This is a genomic window from Streptomyces sp. NBC_01551, assembly GCF_026339935.1.
Taxonomy (GTDB): domain Bacteria; phylum Actinomycetota; class Actinomycetes; order Streptomycetales; family Streptomycetaceae; genus Streptomyces.
This window is the reverse complement of record NZ_JAPEPX010000001.1, coordinates 1,963,545-1,984,391: the sequence shown is the minus strand read 5'-3', so window position 1 is coordinate 1,984,391 and position 20,847 is coordinate 1,963,545. Positions and strand designations below refer to the sequence as shown.

Here is a 20,847-nt window from a genome sequence, read left to right as displayed (position 1 = left end):
TCGGCGTCGCCGGCGCGGGGCTGCTGATGCTGGCAGGCGGCCGTTGCCGCCCGGAGTCCTGGTGGAGGGCCGGTACGGCCGCCGCCGCGGCCCTGCTGTGCGCGGCCGCGGCGGCCGGGGTGGCGGGGCTCCAGCGGGCCGAGGCGCGGGCCGGGCCGGTGGAGGCGCTGGCCCGGGAGCACGCCCGGGTGTCCGTGGAGCTCACCGTCGGCTCCGACCCGCGGACCGTCGGCGGTGGGAACGGCCCGCCCCTGGTGATGCTGGACGCGGTGGTGACCCGGGTGACCGGGCCCGACGGGTCGCGGACCCGGGTCGGGACTCCGGTACGGGTGCTCGCCGGGCATCCGGACTGGGCCCGGCTGCTGCCCTCGACCCGGGTGCAGGTGGTCGCCCGGCTGGCTCCGGCGCGGAGCGGGGAGCGCGCCGTCGCGCTGGTCCGCCCGTCGGGCGGCACCCCGCCCGGGGTGACGGGCGGCCCGGACGCCGCGCAGCGCGTCGCGGGGAGCCTGCGGGCCGGGCTGCGGACCGCCACCGAGGGGCTCCCCCCGGATGCCAGGGCCCTGCTGCCCGGGCTGGTCGTCGGGGACACCTCACGGGTGCCGCCCGACCTGCGGGAGGCCTTCCGGGCGACCGACCTGCTGCATCTGCTGGCCGTGTCGGGTGCCAACCTGACCGTGGTCCTGTTCGTGCTCCTCGGGCCCCCGGCCGGCGCCCAGCACGTGGAGCGGCGCGGGCTGGCACCCCGGCTCGGGCTCTCCCTGCGGGCGACGGCCCTGAGCGGCGCGGCCCTGACGCTGGCGTTCGTCGTGGTGTGCCGGCCCGAGCCCAGCGTGCTGCGGGCGGCCGCCTGCGGGTCGGTCACCCTGCTGGCGCTCGCGACCGGGCGGCGCAGGTCCCTGATCCCCGCGCTGGCCGCCGCCGTGCTGCTCCTCGTGCTGTACGAGCCGTGGCTGGCCCGGAGCTACGGCTTCCTGCTCTCCGTCCTGGCCACCGGGGCCCTGCTGACCCTCGGGCCCCGGTGGAGCGAGGCCCTGCGGCGGCGCGGAGTGCGGCCCCGGCTCGCGGACGCGCTCGGGGCCGCGGCGGCCGCCCAGGCGGTGTGCGCGCCGGTCGTCGCCGTGCTCTCCGCCCGGGTGAGCCTGGTGGCGGTGCCGTGCAACCTGCTGGCGGAGCTCGCGGCGGGTCCGGCGACCGTGCTCGGCTTCGCGGCCCTCGCCGTCGCGCCGCTGTGCATGCCGGCGGCGGAGCTGCTCGCCTGGTGCGCGGGCGTGCCGGCCGGGTGGATCGCCGCAGTCGCGCGGGCCGGGGCGGGGCTCCCGGGAGCGGAGCTGGCCTGGCCGGGCGGGGTCACCGGCGGCCTGCTGCTGGCCGCCGCCACGCTGGCCGTCGTGGGCCTCGGAGGGTGGTTCGGGCGCCGGAAGTGGGCCTGCGCCGCCGTGGCCGTGCTGCTGCTCCTCGCCGTGCTGCGGCCCCCGCAGCTCACCCGGGGCCTGACCGGCTGGCCGCCGCCCGACTGGAGCTACGTCCAGTGCGCCGTGGGCCAGGGCGACGCCGGGGTGCTCGCCGTCGGCCCGGACAGCGCCGTGGTGGTCGACGCGGGCCCCGAGCCGGGGCCGGTGGACGACTGCCTGCGCACCCTGGGCGTGCGCCGGGTGCCGCTGCTCCTGCTGACGCATTTTCACGCCGACCACGTGGGCGGCCTGTCCGGGGTGCTGCGGGGCCGGGCGGTGGGTGTGATTCAGACCACCGCCCTGGCGGAGCCGCCCGGGCAGGCAGCGGCCGTGCGGCGGGCCGCGGCGGCCGCCGGGGTGCCCGTCGTCACCGCGGCGGCGGGGGAGCGCCGCCGGGCCGGTCCGGTGGAGTGGGAGGTGCTCTGGCCGCCCGCCGACGGCCCGCCGCCGGACGGGCCGAACGACGCGAGCGTCGCCCTGCTGATCCGGGGCCCGGGGCTCACGCTGCTGCTGCTCGGCGATCTCGAACCACCCGCCCAGCAGGCCCTGCTGAGGGTCCGTCCGGAGCTGGGTCCCGTGGACGTGCTCAAGGTCGCCCACCACGGTTCGGCGCACCAGGACCCGGCCCTTCAGGCCCGGCTCAGGCCCCGGATCGCGATCGTCCCCGTCGGCGCGGGAAATCGCTACGGGCACCCCGCGCCGGGTACGCTCGCGCGGCTGCGGGCACTGGGGGCGACCGTCCTGCGCACCGATACGGACGGCTCCGTGGCCATCTCCGGAAGCGGCTCGCGGATGAGGGCATTTCCGGCCGGACGGCGCCGGAACCGGCGCGGGCATACCGGGCGGCACCACTCTGTTTGCCCACAACCCGACAGCATGATCGAATGCGTTTTCGCCAGAACGGCACAAGTTCACACCGCACGGGGGTGCATCAACCATGTTCGGACGTCGACGGGGGATGGAGACGGCCGGGAGTGCCAGCTCACACACATCCGCGACCTTGTCATTGCCGGCCACCGCGGGCCTCTTGAGCTGCCGGGTCCTGGACACGGTCCATCAGCCCGTCCGCCAGGCCAGGTTCGAGGTGACCGACCCGATCGGCCGACGGATCGTCAGTGGCGAGACGGATCCGTTCGGCGGGTTCACCGCCGCAGTGCCGGAGGGGGAGTACCGGCTCTCCGTCACGGCCGAGGGCTACGCGCCCTTCCACGGGGCGACGCTCGTCGGGGACCCGGCGCAGCCGGGCACGGGGGAGATCATCCTCGACGCGGTGGAGCCCCCGCTGCTCCCGGCGCCGGGGCACTGGGAGCTCGACCCGGCGCATTCGTCGATCGCCTTCACGGCGCGGCACATCGGCTTCGCCCGGATCCACGGCCGGTTCAACACGTTCGCCGGAGCGGTGCGGATAGCCGACCGCATGGAGGACTCCTCCATGCACGTCATCATCGACGCGGCGAGCATCGACACGGGGCTGCGGATGCGGGACGACCACCTGCGCTCCGCCGACTTCCTGGACTCCGCCCGGTATCCGACCGTGGAGTTCTACAGCGAGCGGTTCATCCACCGCAGCGGCAGCCGCTGGACGGTCGCGGGGGCCCTGACGCTGCACGGCGTCAACCGCTCCGTCACCCTGGACACCCAGTACCTCGGCCTCGGCACGGGCCTGGAGGGCGAGCCCCGAGCCGCCTGCCGGGCCACCGCCGAACTGCACCGCGAGGACTTCACCCTGAACTGGCAGTCGATCCTGGCGCAGGGGATCGCCGCCGTCGGCTCGAACGTCGAGGTGGAGCTGGACGTCCAGATCGTCCACAAGGCGTAGGGCCCGGGAGGGGCGGGCTAGGCCCCGTCGGGGGCTTCCAGCCAGCCTTCGTGGTCGGCCGCGAGGGCGTCCAGGGCGGTGGGGTCGAGCTGCTGCCTCGGGTCCTCGACGACCACCAGCCACTGGGCGTCGTCCGCGTCGTCCTCGCCGGCCAGGGCGTCGCGGACCAGCCGCGGGTCCTCGGAGAGCCCGAAGCGGTCGACGACCTCCTGCGCCACCTCCTCGGCGGCGTCGCGGTCGGGCAGCACCAGCACATGTCGCACGTTCACCCGGCCATTCTCGGGCATGCGGTGGGAGGGGCCGGGACGCGGGGGACTGTCAGTGCGGCATGGGATGCTGGAGCCGATGGCCACCAGGAAGAACCCCACCGACGATCCGCTCGCCCCGCTCACCCTCGCGGTGGGGCAGGAGGACCTGCTGCTCGACCGTGCCGTCCGGGAGGTGGTGGCGGCCGCCCGTGCCGCCGACGCCGACACGGACGTGCGGGACCTCGCGTCCGAGCAGCTCCAGCCCGGCACGCTGGCCGAGCTGACCAGCCCCTCGCTCTTCTCCGAGCGCAAGGTCCTGATCGTGCGCAATGCGCAGGACCTGTCCGCGGACACGGTGAAGGAAGTGAAGGCGTACCTCGCGGCGCCGTACGAGGAGATCATCCTCGTCCTCCTCCACGCGGGCGGCGTCAAGGGCAAGGGCCTGCTGGACGCGGCGCGGAAGGCGGGGGCCCGGGAGGTCGCCTGCCCGAAGATGACGAAGGCGGCGGACCGGCTGTCGTTCGTACGGGGCGAGTTCCGGACGCTGGGCCGGTCGGCGACCCCCGAGGCGTGCCAGACGCTGGTCGACGCGATCGGCAGCGACCTGCGGGAGCTCGCGAGCGCGGCGGCGCAGCTGTGCGCGGACGTCGAGGGCACCATCGACGAGGCCGTGGTGGGCCGCTACTACACGGGCCGGGCGGAGGCCTCCAGCTTCACGGTCGCCGACCGCGCGGTCGAGGGGCGGGCGGCGGAGGCCCTGGAGGCCTTGCGCTGGTCCCTGTCCACGGGGGTGGCGCCGGTGCTGATCACCAGCGCGCTGGCGCAGGCGGTTCGGGCGATCGGCAAGCTGGCGTCCGCGCCGCGCGGGGCCCGCCCGGGTGACCTGGCGCGGGATCTGGGGATGCCGCCGTGGAAGATCGACCGGGTTCGCCAGCAGATGCGGGGGTGGTCGGCGGACGGGGTCGCGGATGCGTTGCGGGCCGTGGCCGCGGCCGATGCCGGGGTGAAGGGCGGGGGTGACGATCCCGAGTACGCGCTCGAGAAGGCGGTCGTGGCCGTGGCCCGTGCGGCGCGGCCGCACCGGCGCTAGTTCTTCCGGCCGGGCGGGCCTCTGCCCCGCCGGGCGGGGCCGCTTCGGCTCAAACGCCGGCGGGGCCGGGCGGCGCCTCGGGCCGGGGCCGGTGGGGTCTGGGGAAGGCGAAGGCCCCGGCCGCTCCCCTGGGGAAGGGGAGTGGTCGGGGCCTTCGGGTGGTGCTTGGTTGCGCCGTACCCGCGTGGCGAACGCTTCGTGTGCGGCGCGGGGTGCCGGTCAGGAGTGGGAGAGAGGGCCCACTGGGTCCCTACCCGGCTTTCGCATCAGGGAGCTCAGCCCTGCAGGGTGGCAACCTTGGAGGCCAGCGCCGACTTCTTGTTGGCGGCGGCGTTCTTGTGGATGACACCCTTCGAGACAGCCTTGTCGAGCGCACGCGCGGCGGCACGGGAAGCCACGGTGGCCTTCTCGACGTCACCGGCGAGGACGGCCTCGCGGGCCTTGCGGATCGCGGTCTTGAGCGAGGACTTGACGGCCTTGTTGCGCAGGCGCGCCTTCTCGTTCGTCTTGTTCCGCTTGATCTGGGACTTGATGTTCGCCACGAAAGAGCCTTTTCAGGTTCAGAGATTTGATCTTCGGATTGTGTCCCGACAGCTGAGAGGGCATACGAGACACAGCTGCCCAGGCTACCAGGCAGGCTCCGACCGGCCCAAACCGAGCGCACTGCCCCGTCCATGGGACCATGGGAGTCTGCGTACAGATCCGACATCGCGCGCCGACGAGGGCGACGACATTCGACTTTCGCTCAGACTTCGTTCCGACCGCGACCCGAGAATCAGGACACTGCGTGCCCGCGATCCCCAGCCACGTGCCCGAGCCGAGCCGTACCGACCCGGCGCTGATCCGCAATTTCTGCATCATCGCGCACATCGACCACGGCAAGTCGACCCTTGCCGACCGGATGCTCCAGCTCACCGGTGTCGTCGACTCGCGGCAGATGCGCGCCCAGTACCTCGACCGCATGGACATCGAGCGTGAGCGAGGCATCACGATCAAGTCCCAGGCGGTCCGACTGCCGTGGGCGCCCACCACGGGCGAGGACGAGGGCAAGACGCACATCCTCAACATGATCGACACCCCCGGGCACGTCGACTTCACCTACGAGGTCTCCCGTTCCCTCGCCGCGTGCGAGGGCACGATCCTCCTGGTGGACGCCGCCCAGGGCATCGAGGCGCAGACCCTCGCCAACCTGTACCTGGCGATGGAGAACGACCTCGCGATCGTCCCCGTGCTGAACAAGATCGACCTGCCGGCGGCCCAGCCGGAGAAGTTCGCCGAGGAGCTCGCGAACCTGGTCGGCTGCCAGCCCGAGGACGTCCTGCGGGTCTCCGCGAAGACCGGTCTCGGCGTGGACGCGCTGCTCGACAAGGTCGTCGCCACCGTCCCGGCGCCGGTCGGCGTCAAGAACGCCCCCGCCCGCGCGATGATCTTCGACTCGGTCTACGACTCGTACCGCGGTGTCGTCACGTACGTCCGTGTGGTCGACGGCCAGCTCAACAAGCGCGAGCGCATCCGGATGATGTCCACCGGCGCCACGCACGAGCTGCTGGAGATCGGCGTCTCCTCCCCGGAGATGACCCCGGCCGACGGCATCGGCGTCGGCGAGGTGGGCTACATCATCACCGGCGTGAAGGACGTCCGTCAGTCCAAGGTCGGTGACACCATCACCAGCCTGCACAACGGCGCGACCGAGGCCCTCGGCGGTTACAAGGACCCGCGGCCGATGGTCTTCTCGGGCCTCTACCCGCTCGACGGCTCGGACTACCCGGACCTGCGCGAGGCCCTGGACAAGCTGCAGCTCAACGACGCCGCGCTCGTCTACGAGCCGGAGACCTCGGCGGCGCTCGGCTTCGGCTTCCGCGTCGGCTTCCTCGGCCTGCTCCACCTGGACGTGGTGCGCGAGCGCCTGGAGCGCGAGTTCGGTCTCGACCTGATCGCCACCGCGCCGAACGTGGTCTACCGCGTCGTCCTGGAGGACGGCAAGGAGGTCACCGTCACCAACCCGAGCGAGTTCCCCGAGGGCAAGATCTCGGACGTGTACGAGCCGGTCGTGCGGGCGACGATCCTCGCGCCCAGCGAGTTCATCGGCGCGATCATGGAACTCTGCCAGACCCGTCGCGGCACCCTGCTCGGCATGGACTACCTCTCCGAGGACCGGGTCGAGATCCGCTACACCCTCCCGCTCGCGGAGATCGTCTTCGACTTCTTCGACCAGCTGAAGTCCAAGACGCGCGGCTACGCCTCGCTCGACTACGAGCCCACCGGCGAGCAGGCCTCCAGCCTGGTCAAGGTCGACATCCTGCTGCACGGCGACAAGGTCGACGCCTTCTCCGCCGTCACGCACAAGGACGCGGCCTACGCGTACGGCGTGCGCCTGGTCGCCAAGCTGCGCGAGCTCATCCCGCGGCAGGCCTTCGAGGTGCCGATCCAGGCGGCCGTCGGCTCCCGCGTCATCGCCCGCGAGACGATCCGCGCCATCCGCAAGGACGTCCTCGCCAAGTGCTACGGCGGTGACATCTCCCGTAAGCGGAAGCTGCTGGAGAAGCAGAAGGAAGGCAAGAAGCGGATGAAGATGGTCGGCTCCGTGGAGGTTCCGCAGGAGGCCTTCATCGCGGTGCTGTCCAGCGACGACTCCGGCGGCAAGAAGAAGTAGCCGTTGTATGCGAAACAGGCCCCCGCACGAGAGCGCGGGGGCCTGTTTCGTTATGAACCGGCCGCCCGCTGGCCCTTACGCGCCAGCCGGAGGACCCCTAGTCTGATCTCTGGTTACTCGCCAGTCACCAAAGCATCGAGTCACTGTTCAGCCCAGAGTCACTTGCCCAATGCAGGCCTTGCCGCGTGGTCCGGAGGACGTCCGTGAGCGACACACAGACCTTGATCGAGAACCGCCCGCCCACCGTGGCGGCCCTGTTCCTTGAGCGTGTCGCCGCCACGCCGGACGCGGAGGCCTACCGGTTCCCCGTCCCCGCGGCCGGCGGCCAGGGCCCGGACGAGTGGAAGTCGCTCAGCTGGGGGCAGGCCGCCGACCGCGTGTTCGCTATCGCGGCCGGTCTGGTCGACCTCGGGCTGGAGTCCGAGCAGCGCGTCGCGCTGGCCTCCGGCACCCGGGTGGAGTGGATCCTCGCCGACCTCGGCGTGATGTGCGCGGGCGGCGCGGTCACCACCATCTACCCCAGCACCAACGCCGAGGAGTCGGCGTTCATCCTGGCCGACTCCGACAGCCACGTACTGATCGCCGAGGACGCCTCCCAGCTGGCCAAGGCCCGCGAGCGGCGGGCCGACCTGCCCGCGCTGTCGCACGTGGTGGTCATCGAGAGCGCCGACGCGGTCCCGGCCGAGGGTGATCCGGAGGGCTGGGTGCTCTCCCTCGCCGACCTGGAGGCGCGCGGCAGGGAGTACCTCGCCAAGCACCCCGAGGCGATCAAGGAGCGGATCGGGGCCATCACCGCCGACCAGCTCGCCACGCTCATCTACACCTCGGGCACCACCGGCCGCCCCAAGGGCGTGCGGCTGCCGCACGACAACTGGTCGTACATGGCCAAGGCCACCGTGGCGACCGGCATGATCTCCAGCGAGGACGTCCAGTACCTCTGGCTGCCGCTGGCGCACGTCTTCGGCAAGGTGCTCACCTCCGGCCAGATCGAGGTCGGGCACGTCACCGCCGTGGACGGCCGGATCGACAAGATCATCGAGAACCTGCCGGTGGTCCAGCCGACCTACATGGCGGCCGTCCCGCGCATCTTCGAGAAGGTCTACAACGGGGTCGCCGCCAAGGCCCGGGCCGGCGGCGGCGCCAAGTACAAGATCTTCCAGTGGTCGGTCGGCGTCGCCCGCGAATACGCCAAGGTCACCCAGGACAACTACCGGCGCACCGGCAACGCGACGGCCCCCTTCGGCCTCTCCACCAAGCACAAGATCGCCGACGCGCTCGTCTACTCCAAGCTCCGCGAGGCCTTCGGCGGGCGGCTGCGCGCGGCCGTCTCCGGCGCCTCCGCCCTCGCCCCCGAGATCGGCTACTTCTTCTCCGGCGCCGGCATCAACATCCTGGAGGGCTACGGGCTGACCGAGTCCAGCGCGGCCTCCTTCGTGAACCCCGGCGAGGCCTATCGCACCGGCACCGTCGGCAAGCCGCTCCCCGGCACCGAGGTCCGCATCGCCGACGACGGCGAGATCCTGCTGCGCGGCCCCGGCATCATGCAGGGCTACCACGGCCAGCCCGAGAAGACCGCCGAGGTGCTGGAGCCGGACGGCTGGCTGCACACCGGCGACATCGGCGAGCTGTCGCCCGACGGCTACCTGCGCATCACCGACCGCAAGAAGGACCTGATCAAGACGTCGGGCGGCAAGTACGTCGCCCCGGCGGAGATCGAGGGCCAGTTCAAGGCGATCTGCCCGTACGTCTCCAGCATCGTGGTGCACGGCGCGGACCGGAACTTCTGCTCGGCGCTGATCGCCCTCGACGGGCCGTCCATCGAGGTCTGGGCCGGGGAGAACGGGCTGGAGGGCAAGACGTACGCCGAGATCGTGGCCGCGCCGGAGACGACGCGCCTGATCGAGACGTACGTACAGACGCTGAACGCGGGCCTCCAGCGCTGGCAGACCGTGAAGCAGTTCCGGCTGCTGCCGCGGGACCTGGACGTCGAGCACGGTGACCTCACGCCCAGCCTCAAGCTGAAGCGGCCGGTCGTCGAGCGCGAGTTCAAGCACCTGATCGACGAGATGTACGCCGGGACGCGCGAGGCGTAAACGACCTTCGGGCAGTGCGGGACAATGGGTGCATGCCTTCCGCACTGCCCGACGGTGAACCCATGCCCGAAGACGGCTCGCTGCCGTCGCACGCCCTGGCGGGTGCCGGGGACCGGCCGCTCGGGTTCTACCTGCACGTCCCGTACTGCGCCACGCGCTGCGGGTACTGCGACTTCAACACGTACACCGCCACCGAGCTGCGGGGCACCGGCGGGGTGCTCGCCTCGCGCGAGAACTACGCCGACACCCTGATCGACGAGGTGCGCCTGGCCCGGAAGGTGCTGGGCGACGACCCGCGCGCCGTGCGGACCGTGTTCGTGGGCGGCGGTACGCCGACGCTGCTGCCGGCCGGGGACCTCGTACGGATGCTCGCGGCGATCCGCGACGAGTTCGGGCTGGCGCAGGACGCCGAGATCACCACGGAGGCCAATCCGGAGTCGGTGGACCCGCGGTACCTGGCGGAGCTGCGGGCCGGGGGCTTCAACCGGATCTCCTTCGGCATGCAGAGCGCCAAGCAGCACGTCCTGAAGGTGCTCGACCGCACGCACACGCCGGGGCGGCCGCAGGCGTGCGTCGCGGAGGCGCGGGCGGCCGGCTTCGAGCACGTCAACCTGGACCTGATCTACGGCACGCCCGGCGAGTCCGACGAGGACTGGCGGGACTCGCTGGCGGCGGCGCTGGGGGCCGGGCCGGACCACGTGTCGGCGTACGCGCTGATCGTGGAGGAGGGCACCCAGCTGGCTCGGCGGATTCGGCGGGGCGAGGTCCCGATGACGGACGACGACGTGCACGCGGACCGGTACCTGATCGCGGACGCGGTGATGGCCGAGGCGGGGTACTCCTGGTACGAGGTGTCGAACTGGGCCACCTCGGAGGCGGGGCGCTGCCTGCACAACGAGCTGTACTGGCGCGGTGCCGACTGGTGGGGCGCGGGTCCCGGCGCGCACTCGCACGTGGGCGGGGTGCGGTGGTGGAACGTGAAGCACCCGGGCGCGTACGCGGCGGCGCTGGCCGAGGGCCGCTCGCCGGGCGCCGGGCGGGAGCTGCTGTCCGCGGAGGACCGGCGGGTGGAGCGGATCCTGCTGGAGCTCCGGCTGGTGGACGGGGTCCCGCTGTCGCTGCTGGCCCCCGCCGGTCTCGCCGCTGCCGGGCGGGCCCTGTCGGACGGCCTGCTGGATCCCGGCCCCTACGCGGCGGGCCGCGCCGTCCTGACCCTCCGCGGCCGCCTCCTGGCCGACGCGGTGGTCCGCGACCTGGTCGACTGACCCCGCCCGCCGGGCCCCGCGGCGGCGGTCAGGCCGTGACGTGGTCGATGAGGTGTTCCACCGCGCCGAGGAGGGTGGGCTCCAGGTCCTTGTACGACGTCACGCGGGACAGGATGTGCTGCCAGGCCGCCCCCGTGTTCTCCGGCCAGCCCAGGGCGCGGCAGACGCCCGTCTTCCAGTCCTGGCCGGGGGGGATCACCGGCCATGCCGGGATGCCCAGGGAGGACGGTTTCACCGCCTGCCAGACGTCCACGTACGGGTGGCCCACGATCAACACGTGCGGGGAGGTCACCGACGCCGCGATGCGGGACTCCTTCGAGCCCGGGACGAGGTGGTCGACCAGGATGCCGAGGCGGGCGTCCGCGGCCGGGGCGAAGTCGGCGACGACGGCGGGGAGGTCGTCGATGCCCTCCAGGTACTCGACCACCACCCCCTCGATGCGCAGGTCGTCGCCCCAGACCCGTTCCACGAGCTCCGCGTCGTGCCGCCCCTCGACGTAGATCCGGCCCGCCCGCGCCACCCGTGCCCGCGCCCCCGGCACGGCCACCGAGCCCGACGCCGTACGGGCCGGGGCCGCCGGGCCCCGCGACGGGCGGGTCAGCGTGACCACCGCGCCCTCCAGCACGAACCCGCGCGGCTCCAGCGGGAACACCCGCCGCTTGCCGAAGCGGTCCTCCAGCGTCACCGTGCCCGCCTCGCAGGCCACCACCGCGCCGCAGAAGTCCGTACCGGCCACCTCCACCACCAGGTCCGTGTCCGCCGGTACCTCAGGTGCCGGCTTGGGGCGCTTCCACTGGGGGGTCAGGTCGGGGGAGTACTCGCGCATCCGGCCGACGGTACGAGAGGGCCCGCGCTCACGCCTGCGACACGCCGAACTGCGCCCGCAGTGTGTCCCGTTGCGCACGCACGAACCCGGCCGTGACCACCGCTCCGTGACCCGGCACGTACAGCGCGTCGTCACCGCCCAGCGACAGCAGCCGGTCCAGCGCCGCCGGCCACTGCCGGGGCACCGCGTCCGGGCCCACCGACGGGTCGCCCGACTCCTCGACCAGGTCCCCGCAGAACACCACCTCCCGTACGCCCGGCACGAACACCGCCAGGTCGTGCCGGGTGTGCCCGGGGCCCACGTTCGCCAGCAGCACCTGCACCCCGCCCAGATCCAGCGTCCACTCGCCCGACACCAGGTGCTTCGGCGGCACCAGCAGGTCCGCCGCCTCGACCGCCTCCGCCTCCGCCAGCCCGTGCCGCACCGCGTCCCCGCGCAGCTCGTCGCGGCCGGTGGAGAGCAGCGCGTCCAGCCCGACCGCCCCGAACACCTCGGCCCCGGAGAACGCGGCGCCGCCCAGCACATGATCGAAATGGCCGTGGGTGAATGCGATATGGGTCACGCGCCGGCCGGTCAACCGCTCCGCCTCGGCCCGCACCTGCGCGCCCTCCCGCACGCACGATCCGGGATCGATCAAGAGGACCGAATCGTCCCCGACCACCAGCCCCACCGTGCAATCCCACACCGGAAGCCGCCGTCGGCCGGTCCGCCCGGTCAACCGCTCCCAGCCCGCCTCTTCCCATCGGACGTCCATGCCGTGACGCTACCCTGGCGACCCCGCGCGCGACCTCCGGGCGACCGCCCTTGCCTCCGGTGTACCACCCGGCCGTACACTGACCGGGGGTTCTCTGGCACTCGTACGCCCCGAGTGCCAACGGGGGCCGGGATCACCACCGAGACCACGACCACGCATCACAGCTGGAGGTGTGCGCGATGCTCAGCGAACGCAGACTCGAAGTGCTGCGCGCCATCGTCCAGGACTACGTCGGGACCGAGGAGCCCGTCGGCTCCAAGGCGCTCACCGAGCGGCACCGGCTCGGCGTCTCGCCCGCCACCGTGCGCAACGACATGGCCGTGCTGGAGGAGGAGGGCTACATCGCCCAGCCCCACACCAGCGCCGGCCGGATCCCCACGGACAAGGGCTACCGGTTGTTCGTCGACCGGCTGGCGGGCGTCAAGCCGCTGTCGACGCCCGAGCGCCGGGCCATCCAGAACTTCCTCGACGGCGCCGTGGACCTCGACGACGTGGTCGGCCGTACGGTGCGGCTGCTCGCGCAGCTCACCCGGCAGGTCGCCGTCGTCCAGTACCCGTCGCTGACCCGCTCCACCGTCCGGCACGTCGAGCTGCTGTCGCTGGCCCCGGCCCGGCTGATGCTCGTACTGATCACGGACACCGGGCGGGTCGAGCAGCGGCTCGTCGACTGCCAGGCCCCCTTCGGCGAGGCCTCCCTCGCCGATCTGCGGGCGCGGCTCAACAGCCGGGTCGTCGGCCGTCGGTTCACCGACGTGCCGCAGCTCGTGCAGGACCTCCCCGAATCCTTCGAGGCGGAGGACCGGGGCACGGTCTCGACCGTGCTCGCCACCCTCCTCGAAACCCTGGTCGAGGAGGCCGAAGAGAGGCTGATGATCGGCGGCACCGCCAATCTCACCCGCTTCGGACACGATTTCCCCCTGACGATCAGGCCGGTGCTCGAAGCGCTGGAGGAGCAGGTCGTGCTCCTCAAGCTGCTGGGCGAGGCCAACGAGTCGGGGATGGCCGTGAAGATCGGGCATGAGAATGCCTACGAGGGACTGAACTCCACGTCCGTCGTCTCGGTCGGCTACGGTTCGGGCGGCGAAACAGTCGCCAAACTCGGCGTGGTCGGACCGACCCGCATGGACTACCCCGGAACGATGGGAGCGGTACGCGCAGTGGCACGTTACGTCGGACAGATCCTGGCGGAGTCGTAAGTGGCCACGGACTATTACGCCGTCCTCGGCGTACGCCGCGACGCATCGCAGGACGAGATCAAGAAGGCCTTCCGCCGCCTCGCGCGTGAGCTCCACCCGGATGTGAATCCGGACCCGAAGACGCAAGAGCGTTTCAAGGAGATCAACGCGGCGTACGAGGTTCTCTCGGACCCGCAGAAGAAGCAGGTCTACGACCTCGGCGGGGACCCGCTGTCCTCCTCGGGCGGCGGCGCGGGCGCGGGCGGATTCGGTGCGGGTGGCTTCGGCAACTTCTCCGACATCATGGACGCCTTCTTCGGCCAGGCCTCGCAGCGCGGCCCGCGCTCGCGGACCCGGCGCGGCCAGGACGCGATGATCCGCCTGGACCTGGAGCTGGACGAGGCGGCCTTCGGGACGACCAAGGACATCCAGGTCGACACGGCGGTCGTCTGCAACACCTGCTCCGGCGAAGGCGCCGCACCCGGCACCTCGGCGCAGACGTGTGACATGTGCCGCGGCCGCGGTGAGGTCTCGCAGGTCACCCGGTCCTTCCTGGGCCAGGTCATGACCTCGCGCCCCTGCCCGCAGTGCCAGGGCTTCGGCACCGTGGTCCCGACCCCGTGCCCCGAGTGCGCGGGCGACGGCCGGGTCCGCTCCCGGCGCAGCCTCACGGTCAAGATCCCGGCCGGCGTCGAGAACGGCACCCGGATCCAGCTCGCGGGCGAGGGCGAGGTCGGCCCCGGCGGCGGCCCCGCCGGCGACCTCTACGTGGAGATCCACGAGCTGCCGCACCCGACCTTCCAGCGGCGCGGGGACGACCTGCACTGCACGGTGACCATCCCCATGACGGCCGCGGCCCTGGGCACCAAGTGCCCGCTGGAGACGCTGGACGGCATGGAGGAGATCGACATCCGGCCCGGCACCGGATCCGGCCAGTCGATCCCGCTGCACGGGCGCGGCGTCACGCACCTGCGCGGCGGCGGCCGGGGCGACCTGATCGTCCACGTCGAGGTCACGACGCCGGGCAAGCTGGACGCCCAGCAGGAGGAGCTGCTGCGCCAGCTCGCCAAGCTGCGCGGCGAGGAGCGGCCGACGGGCCAGTTCGCGCCGGGCCAGCAGGGCCTGTTCAGCCGCCTGAAGGACGCGTTCAACGGCCGCTGACGCCGCCGGCGGGCCGCGCCCCGCACCGCACGTACGAGCCCGGTCCGGGGACGCCCCGGACCGGGCTCGACGCGTGCGACCGGCGGGCGGTGCGGCGGCGCCCGGCGGATGACCGCCGCAGCGCGGAAGCGGACTATGCCAGGCGAATGCCGTGATTCGGTGCGGTGAGCGGGACATGGCACGATGCAGTCCATGTCCTCCGCACCGAACGGTCTCCACCAGTTCCCGATCGTGCAGGCTCCCATGGCGGGCGGCGCCTCCTGTCCCGCGCTCGCCGCGGCCGTGTGCGAGGCGGGCGGGCTGGGCTTCCTGGCCGGCGGCTACAAGACCGCCGACGGCATGTACCAGGAGATCAAGCGGACGCGCGGGCTCACCCGGCGCCCCTTCGGCGTGAACCTCTTCATGCCGCAGACCGCCTACGTCGACCCGGTCGTCGTCGAGGCCTACCGGGGGCAGCTGGCCGGCGAGGCCGGCTGGTACGAGGTCTCACTCGCCGCCGAGGACACCATCGGCACCTGCGACGACGGCTACGACGCCAAGCTCGCCATCCTCCTCGAAGACCCGGTCCCGGTCGTCTCGTTCACCTTCGGCTGCCCCTCGCCCTCGGCGCTCGCCCGGCTGCGCGAGGCCGGCACGCACACCGTCGTCACCGTGACCTCGGTCGACGAGGCCCGCGCCGCGCAGGAGGCGGGCGCCGCCGCCGTCTGCGTCCAGGGCATCGAGGCCGGCGGCCACCAGGGCACCCACCGAGACGACCCGCAGGCCGACGGCACGGCGGGCATCGGGCTGCTCGCGCTGGTCGCGCAGGTGCGCGAGGCGGTGGCCCTCCCGATCATCGCGGCGGGCGGCCTGATGCGCGGCTCGCAGATCGCCGCCCTGCTCGCGGCCGGAGCGGAGGCGGCGCAGCTCGGCACCGCGTTCCTGACGTGCCCGGAGTCCGGCGCCCACCCGCTCCACAAGGCGGCGCTGACCGACCCGCTGTTCGTGCGCACCGAGCTGACCCGGGCGTTCTCCGGGCGGCCCGCGCGGGGGCTGGTGAACCGGTTCATGCGGGAGCACGGGCCGTACGCCCCGGCCGCGTACCCGCAGGTCCACTACCTCACGGCGGGGCTGCGCAAGGCGGCCGCGGCGGCGGGGGACCCGCAGGGCATGGCCCTGTGGGCGGGCCAGGGGCACCGGCTGGCCCGGACCCTGCCGGCGGGCGAGCTGGTGGAGGTGCTGGCGGCGGAACTCGCCGAGGCGCAGGGCGTGCTGAAGGAAACGCAGACGAGGAGAGTGTCATGACGGCCCCCGTGTTCGTGGTCGAAGAGGTCCCCGCGGGGCCGGAATTCGTGCTGGACGGCCCCGAGGGCCGGCACGCCGTGTCGGTGAAGCGGCTGAACCCCGGCGAGGCGGTGGTCCTCACGGACGGCCGCGGCGGCTGGGCCGACGCCGTCGTCAAGGCGGCGGAGGGCAAGGACCGGCTGGTGGTCTCGGTGTCCGGGGTCCACGCGGAGCCGGAACCCGCCGTCCGGATCACCGTCGTGCAGGCCCTTCCCAAGGGAGACCGGGGCGAGGTGGCGGTCGAGACGATGACCGAGACCGGCGTGGACGCCGTCGTGCCGTGGCAGGCCTCGCGGTGCATCACCCAGTGGCGCGGCGACCGGGGCGCGAAGTCCCTGGCCAAGTGGCGGGGCACGGCCCGGGAGGCGGGCAAGCAGTCCCGCCGGGTCCGCTTCCCCGAGGTCGCGGAGGCCATGTCCACGAAGCAGGTCGCGGCGCTGCTCGCGGACGCCGACCTGGCGATGGTCCTGCACGAGGACCGGGACGCGCCCTCGCAGGCGCTGGCGACGGCCGAGCTGCCCGCCGCCGGGTCGATCGTGCTGGTGGTCGGCCCCGAGGGCGGGGTCTCCCCGGAGGAGCTGGCCGCCTTCGCGGCCGTCGGCGCCCACCCGTACCGGCTGGGCCGCCCGGTCCTGCGCACCTCCACCGCCGGCACCGCCGCGACGGCGGTCCTCCTGGCCCGGACGGGCCGCTGGTCCTGAGCCCGGGGCCGTGGCTGCGGCCGAGCCGATGGCGGGGCTGCGGCCGGGCGCCGGGGCTGCGGCCCGTCCGGCGGCGGGGGTTGCGGTCGGGCCGACGGGGGCTGCGGTCGGGCCGGCGGCCGGGGTTGCGGCCGGGATTGCGGCCGGGGGGTGGTGGAACTCCGGCCGGGGGCACGGTGGATACGATGCCCCGACCGATCCAACGTCACGGGAGGCGAACGCAATGGCCGGGGAACCGCAGGCCGACTGCCTGTTCTGCAAGATCGTCGCCGGGGTCATCCCCGCGACCGTGGTCCGGGAGACCGAGACCACCGTCGCCTTCCGGGACATCAACCCGCAGGCGCCCACGCACGTGCTCGTGATCCCGCGCGTCCACTACCCCGACGCGGCCTCCCTGGCCGCCGCCGAACCCGCCGTCGCCGCCGACGTCCTGGGCGAGGCCGGCCGGATCGCCGCCGAGGAGAAGATCGACGACCACGGGTACCGGATCGTCTTCAACACCGGCGCCGGCGCCGGCCAGACCGTCTTCCACGCCCACGCCCACGTCCTCGGGGGCCGCGGCCTCCAGTGGCCCCCCGGATAGCCCGTGTCCGTACGAGAGTTCGTGGTGCTGGGTACCGCCAGCCAGGTGCCCACCCGCCACCGCAACCACAACGGCTACCTCCTGCGCTGGGACGGCGAGGGCATCCTCTTCGACCCGGGCGAGGGCACGCAGCGCCAGATGCTGCGCGCCGGGGTCGCCGCGCACGACATCAACCGGATCTGTGTCACGCACTTCCACGGCGACCACAGCCTCGGCCTCGCCGGGGTGATCCAGCGGATCAACCTCGACCAGGTCCCGCACCCGGTCACCGCGCACTACCCGGCCTCGGGGCAGAAGTTCTTCGACCGGCTGCGGTACGCGACCGCCTACCGGGAGACCGTGCCCCTGGCCGAGGAGCCGGTGTCCGGGGACGGGACCCTGGCGCGCGGGTCCTCGTACACGCTGGAGGCCCGCAGGCTGTCGCACCCGGTGGAGTCCTTCGGCTACCGCGTCAGCGAGCCCGACGGGCGCCGCATGGTGCCCGAACTGCTCGCGCGGCACGGGATCAAGGGGCCGGACGTCGGCCGGATCCAGCGCGAGGGCCGGCTGGACGGCGTGAGCCTGGAGGAGGTCAGCGAGCACCGGCCGGGGCAGAGCTTCGCCTTCGTCATGGACACCCGGCTCTGCCCGGGCGTCGACGAACTCGCCCAAGACTGCGACATGCTGGTCATCGAGTCGACGTTCCTCGACGAGGACGAGCGGCTCGCCACCGACCACGGGCACCTCACCGCGGGCCAGGCGGCCCGGACGGCGCGCGACGCGGGCGTACGGCACCTCGTGCTGACGCACTTCTCGCAGCGCTACTCCGACCCCGCCGAGTTCGAACGCCAGGCCCGCGCGGCCGGGTTCGAGGGGGAGCTCACGATCGCCGCCGACCTCGTACGAGTTCCCTTGCCGAAGCGGGGCTGAGCAGCAGCACCCGCAGCGGGGCGCGGCGTACGGGGCGCAGCCGGCGCACCGGGATCTGCGCGACCTCCAGCTCCGGCGACCCCACCCGGGGCACCGCGCCCGACGGGGCGCCCGCGCCGGCCGCGACCACGGCCGCCGGGGCCCCGCCGCGCCGCCGGACCGAGCCCGGGGTCAGCGGGCGGCCGCCGGCGTGCAGCGCGACGGCGGTCATCGGCCCGGCCACCGCCAGCAGCAGCCCGGCCAGCACCAGTCCCATGCCCGGGAACCCGGCTGCCTCGGCGAGCAGGCTCCCGGTGACCGGCCCGCAGGCCACGCCCAGCGAGGACGCGGAGCCCGCCAGCACCGCCCAGCGGCCGCGCGGGTCGAGGGCGGCCGCCAGCCCGATGACGTAGGACAGCACGACGGGGTAGAGCGCGTTCCAGAGGATCTCCCCGGCCGCGAAGCCGCCGAGCCCCCGCGCGCAGGAGGCCGCCACCACGCAGCAGGCGATCAGCGCCGTGCCCGCGCCGATCGGCACGGCCCGCCCCAGCCGGGCGCCGAGGGCGGAGGCGGCGGTGACCCCGAGCAGGCCCGCGCCCAGCGCCGCCGCGAAGACCACGCCGAGGGTGACCTCGGACAGGCCGGCCTGCTCGGCGCCGATGCGGCCGCTGACGCCCCACAGGGCGTTCTGGGCCAGCGACCACAGCATCAGGCCGCCCGCCAGGACCACTCCGGCCCGCGGGTACGGCAGCCGCCCGGACGCCCGTACGGCCCGCTCCGCGCGGGCGGGCCCGCCCAGGCGGCCCGTCGCCGGCCAGGCGGCGGCCGCGACCAGCGCGAGCGCGGCGAACGGCAGCCCGTGGCCGCCGCCGAGGCGCGGCAGGGTCAGGTACAGCGCGCCGGCCGTCGCCGAGACCGACAACAGCCCCAGCGCGGAGGTGCGGTGCGGATCGCGGTGCCCGGCGATCCCGGCGGCGGCCACGGCGGTGGCGGTACCGGAACCGAAGCCGCCGACGACCGCCCCGGCGACGACCAGCGGGAGCAGCGTGCTCGCGGCGGCGCTCCCGTAGCCGATGACGGCGAGGAGCAGCCCGAGCCGGGCGAGCGGGCGCGGCCCGCGGCGGGGCAGGCGGGAGGCGAGCGTGAAGCCGGCGGCGGCGGATCCGAGCAGCAGCGCCGAGCCGGCCAGCCCGGCCTGCGCGGGGCTGAGCGGGAGATGCGCGTCGAGCCGTCCCACCACGGTGGGCAGCAAGTACGGGGCGGCGTACCCGGCCGTGAAGAGGGCCACGAGGGGCCAGTCGGCGGAGCGCGCGGAAGCCGGTGCGCAGGGGTGTGCGGCAGGCGGCGCGGAGGGGGTGTCGGACACGGGTGTTCCTGGTGGCGCGCAGGTGGAACGGGATACTCCGCAGGATGGCGGAGGCTCTGTCTATCAACGGCGCGAAGGCGGGAGAAGAGCGCCCTGAGGGTGATCTGGGCCACACTTGGGTTTGGGTTGCGCCTGGGCGGGGAGGGCTGGGAGCTTTCCGCAGAAACCCGTCTTGCAGAAACGACCCTTCGACCGCACGCGCACCAGCCGGGGAGTACACCGTGACCAGTCGGGACAGCCGTACCAGCGACATCACCGCCGTGGACCACACCGCGGCCGTGGACCCGCTCGGCCCCCTCCGCGACCCCCGCGAACCCGGCTGCGACGTCTTCCTGACCGGCACGGTCTTCCTCGACATCATCTTCACCGGCCTCGACTCGGCCCCGGTGCGCGGCACGGAGTCCTGGGCGCGCGGCATGGGCTCCAGCCCCGGCGGCGTGGCCAACATGGCCACCGCGCTGGCCCGGCTCGGCCTGCGCACCTCGCTGGCCGCGGCGTTCGGTGACGACCACTACGGCGAGTACTGCTGGGACGCGCTCGAACAGGGCGAGGGCATCGACCTGTCCATGTCGCGCACCATCCCCGGCTGGCACAGCCCGGTCACCGTCTCGATGGCCTACGAGGGCGAGCGCACGATGGTCTCGCACGGCCACGAGGCCCCGCCGCCCGCCGACCCCCGGCTCCCGCAGTGCCCGCCGCGCGCCCGCGCGGCCGTGGCCTCCCTGGGGCCCGGCCGGGGGGAGGAGTGGATCGCGACGGCGGCCCGGCAGGGGGCGCGGGTCTTCGCCGACGTGGGGTGGGACGAGAGCGGGCGCTGGGACCTGGGGGCGCTGGCCGACCTGGAGCACTGCGAGGCGTTCCTGCCCAATGCCGGGGAGGCCATGCGGTACACGCGCACCGACTGCCCCCGGGCGGCGGCCCGCGCGCTCGCGGAGAAGGTGCCGATCGCGGTCGTGACGATGGGCCCGGAAGGCTCCTGCGCGGTGGACGGCCGCACGGGCGAGACGGCCGAGGTCCCCGGCATCGCGGTGGACGCGCTCGATCCCACCGGGGCGGGCGACGTGTACGTGGCGGGCTTCGTCACCGGCACCCTGGCGGGGTGGCCGCTGGCGGACCGGCTGGCGTTCGCGGGGCTGACGGCGGCGCTGTCGGTGCAGGAGTTCGGGGGCTCGCTGTCGGCTCCGGGATGGGCCGAGGTGGCGCACTGGTGGAGTTCCGCGCCGGACGCGCTGCGCGCGCGGTACGGCTTCCTGGACGCGCTCCTCCCGCCGCCGGCGACCCCGGCCCCGCGGCGCCGGGCGGTGCCGACGATCGGCTTCCGGCCGGGCGCCTAGGCCCTGTCGTCGGTTTCAGGCCCCGCCGGGCGGCGCGGAAAAGGCCTCGGGGAAGCGGCGGCCAAGTCGTACCCTTGGTATTCCGGAGGTCGTCGATCGGCGCGGCCCCTCAGCGGG

Annotated in this window: 17 protein-coding genes and 1 pseudogene; 13 read left to right on the top strand and 5 right to left on the bottom strand. The window is 73.7% G+C overall.

Annotated elements, in window-relative coordinates; translation table 11 throughout:
• Nucleotides 1–26: 26 nt before the first annotated feature.
• Nucleotides 27–2,252: pseudogene (locus OG982_RS08935) on the top strand (ComEC/Rec2 family competence protein); the annotation flags it as partial.
• A gap of 157 nt (nucleotides 2,253–2,409) precedes the next feature.
• Nucleotides 2,410–3,270 (top strand): YceI family protein, encoded by an 861-nt coding sequence (locus OG982_RS08930; protein ID WP_266792091.1) that lies wholly within the window; start codon nucleotides 2,410–2,412, stop codon nucleotides 3,268–3,270.
• Between the two features lie 17 nt (nucleotides 3,271–3,287).
• Here the strand turns inward: OG982_RS08930 and OG982_RS08925 are convergent, their stop codons facing one another.
• Nucleotides 3,288–3,557: a hypothetical protein gene (locus tag OG982_RS08925; RefSeq protein ID WP_266788132.1), complete on the bottom strand. Its 270-nt coding sequence runs from the start codon at nucleotides 3,555–3,557 to the stop codon at nucleotides 3,288–3,290.
• Between the two features lie 58 nt (nucleotides 3,558–3,615).
• On the opposite strand from OG982_RS08925, the gene holA reads away from it, so the two are divergent.
• Nucleotides 3,616–4,608 (top strand): DNA polymerase III subunit delta, encoded by a 993-nt coding sequence (gene holA / locus OG982_RS08920; protein ID WP_266948256.1) that lies wholly within the window; start codon nucleotides 3,616–3,618, stop codon nucleotides 4,606–4,608.
• 275 nt (nucleotides 4,609–4,883) lie between these two features.
• Here holA and rpsT read toward each other — a convergent pair whose 3' ends face one another.
• Nucleotides 4,884–5,150 (bottom strand): 30S ribosomal protein S20, encoded by a 267-nt coding sequence (gene rpsT, locus OG982_RS08915; RefSeq protein WP_266788134.1) that lies wholly within the window; start codon nucleotides 5,148–5,150, stop codon nucleotides 4,884–4,886.
• 245 nt (nucleotides 5,151–5,395) lie between these two features.
• On the opposite strand from rpsT, the gene lepA reads away from it, so the two are divergent.
• From lepA to hemW, 3 genes are all read left to right on the top strand, one after another.
• Nucleotides 5,396–7,261 (top strand): translation elongation factor 4, encoded by a 1,866-nt coding sequence (gene lepA, locus OG982_RS08910; protein WP_266788135.1) that lies wholly within the window; start codon nucleotides 5,396–5,398, stop codon nucleotides 7,259–7,261.
• Between the two features lie 203 nt (nucleotides 7,262–7,464).
• On the top strand, nucleotides 7,465–9,354 hold the full coding sequence (locus tag OG982_RS08905; protein ID WP_266788136.1) for a long-chain fatty acid--CoA ligase: 1,890 nt from the start codon (nucleotides 7,465–7,467) through the stop codon (nucleotides 9,352–9,354).
• A gap of 32 nt (nucleotides 9,355–9,386) precedes the next feature.
• A complete protein-coding gene (gene hemW / locus OG982_RS08900; RefSeq protein WP_266788137.1) occupies nucleotides 9,387–10,619 on the top strand; it encodes a radical SAM family heme chaperone HemW in 1,233 nt (410 codons plus the stop codon).
• A 28-nt stretch (nucleotides 10,620–10,647) separates the two neighbouring features.
• On the opposite strand, the gene OG982_RS08895 is transcribed toward hemW, so the two are convergent.
• Nucleotides 10,648–11,445: a DUF3097 domain-containing protein gene (locus OG982_RS08895; RefSeq protein WP_266948254.1), complete on the bottom strand. Its 798-nt coding sequence runs from the start codon at nucleotides 11,443–11,445 to the stop codon at nucleotides 10,648–10,650.
• Nucleotides 11,446–11,473: 28 nt separating this feature from the next.
• Complete coding sequence (locus OG982_RS08890) at nucleotides 11,474–12,199, bottom strand: MBL fold metallo-hydrolase (protein WP_266948253.1); 726 nt, start codon at nucleotides 12,197–12,199, stop codon at nucleotides 11,474–11,476.
• A 179-nt stretch (nucleotides 12,200–12,378) separates the two neighbouring features.
• On the opposite strand from OG982_RS08890, the gene hrcA reads away from it, so the two are divergent.
• The 6 genes from hrcA to OG982_RS08860 all read left to right on the top strand — a co-directional run bounded on the left by hrcA (nucleotide 12,379) and on the right by OG982_RS08860 (nucleotide 18,051).
• Nucleotides 12,379–13,395 (top strand): heat-inducible transcriptional repressor HrcA, encoded by a 1,017-nt coding sequence (gene hrcA, locus OG982_RS08885; protein ID WP_266788140.1) that lies wholly within the window; start codon nucleotides 12,379–12,381, stop codon nucleotides 13,393–13,395.
• Nucleotides 13,396–14,535, top strand: coding sequence for a molecular chaperone DnaJ (dnaJ, locus tag OG982_RS08880; protein WP_266788141.1), 1,140 nt, complete (start codon nucleotides 13,396–13,398; stop codon nucleotides 14,533–14,535).
• Nucleotides 14,536–14,727: 192 nt separating this feature from the next.
• On the top strand, nucleotides 14,728–15,819 hold the full coding sequence (locus OG982_RS08875) for a nitronate monooxygenase (protein WP_266948252.1): 1,092 nt from the start codon (nucleotides 14,728–14,730) through the stop codon (nucleotides 15,817–15,819).
• Nucleotides 15,816–16,559 (top strand): 16S rRNA (uracil(1498)-N(3))-methyltransferase, encoded by a 744-nt coding sequence (locus OG982_RS08870; RefSeq protein ID WP_266788143.1) that lies wholly within the window; start codon nucleotides 15,816–15,818, stop codon nucleotides 16,557–16,559. Before OG982_RS08875 ends, OG982_RS08870 begins: the two co-directional genes overlap by 4 nt.
• Nucleotides 16,560–16,782: 223 nt before the next feature.
• Entirely contained in the window at nucleotides 16,783–17,142 is a 360-nt protein-coding gene (locus tag OG982_RS08865; RefSeq protein ID WP_266788144.1) for a histidine triad nucleotide-binding protein, read from the top strand.
• A gap of 3 nt (nucleotides 17,143–17,145) precedes the next feature.
• Nucleotides 17,146–18,051, top strand: a complete 906-nt coding sequence (locus OG982_RS08860) for a ribonuclease Z (RefSeq protein ID WP_266948251.1) — start codon at nucleotides 17,146–17,148, stop codon at nucleotides 18,049–18,051.
• Here the strand turns inward: OG982_RS08860 and OG982_RS08855 are convergent.
• Entirely contained in the window at nucleotides 18,002–19,318 is a 1,317-nt protein-coding gene (locus OG982_RS08855; protein WP_266949870.1) for an MFS transporter, read from the bottom strand. The genes OG982_RS08860 and OG982_RS08855 overlap by 50 nt on opposite strands.
• A 182-nt stretch (nucleotides 19,319–19,500) precedes the next feature.
• Between OG982_RS08855 and OG982_RS08850 the strand changes: the two genes are divergently transcribed.
• A complete protein-coding gene (locus OG982_RS08850) occupies nucleotides 19,501–20,730 on the top strand; it encodes a carbohydrate kinase family protein (protein WP_266792094.1) in 1,230 nt (409 codons plus the stop codon).
• Nucleotides 20,731–20,847 lie beyond the last annotated feature (117 nt).

Coding starts and splice junctions, on each gene's coding strand:
- OG982_RS08930 (WP_266792091.1), top strand. CDS start 2,410: ATGGAGACGGCCGGGAGTGCCAGCTCACACACATCCGCGACCTTGTCA.
- OG982_RS08925 (WP_266788132.1), bottom strand. CDS start 3,557: ATGCCCGAGAATGGCCGGGTGAACGTGCGACATGTGCTGGTGCTGCCC.
- holA (WP_266948256.1), top strand. CDS start 3,616: ATGGCCACCAGGAAGAACCCCACCGACGATCCGCTCGCCCCGCTCACC.
- hemW (WP_266788137.1), top strand. CDS start 9,387: ATGCCTTCCGCACTGCCCGACGGTGAACCCATGCCCGAAGACGGCTCG.
- OG982_RS08895 (WP_266948254.1), bottom strand. CDS start 11,445: ATGCGCGAGTACTCCCCCGACCTGACCCCCCAGTGGAAGCGCCCCAAG.
- OG982_RS08890 (WP_266948253.1), bottom strand. CDS start 12,199: ATGGACGTCCGATGGGAAGAGGCGGGCTGGGAGCGGTTGACCGGGCGG.
- hrcA (WP_266788140.1), top strand. CDS start 12,379: ATGCTCAGCGAACGCAGACTCGAAGTGCTGCGCGCCATCGTCCAGGAC.
- OG982_RS08875 (WP_266948252.1), top strand. CDS start 14,728: ATGTCCTCCGCACCGAACGGTCTCCACCAGTTCCCGATCGTGCAGGCT.
- OG982_RS08870 (WP_266788143.1), top strand. CDS start 15,816: ATGACGGCCCCCGTGTTCGTGGTCGAAGAGGTCCCCGCGGGGCCGGAA.
- OG982_RS08865 (WP_266788144.1), top strand. CDS start 16,783: ATGGCCGGGGAACCGCAGGCCGACTGCCTGTTCTGCAAGATCGTCGCC.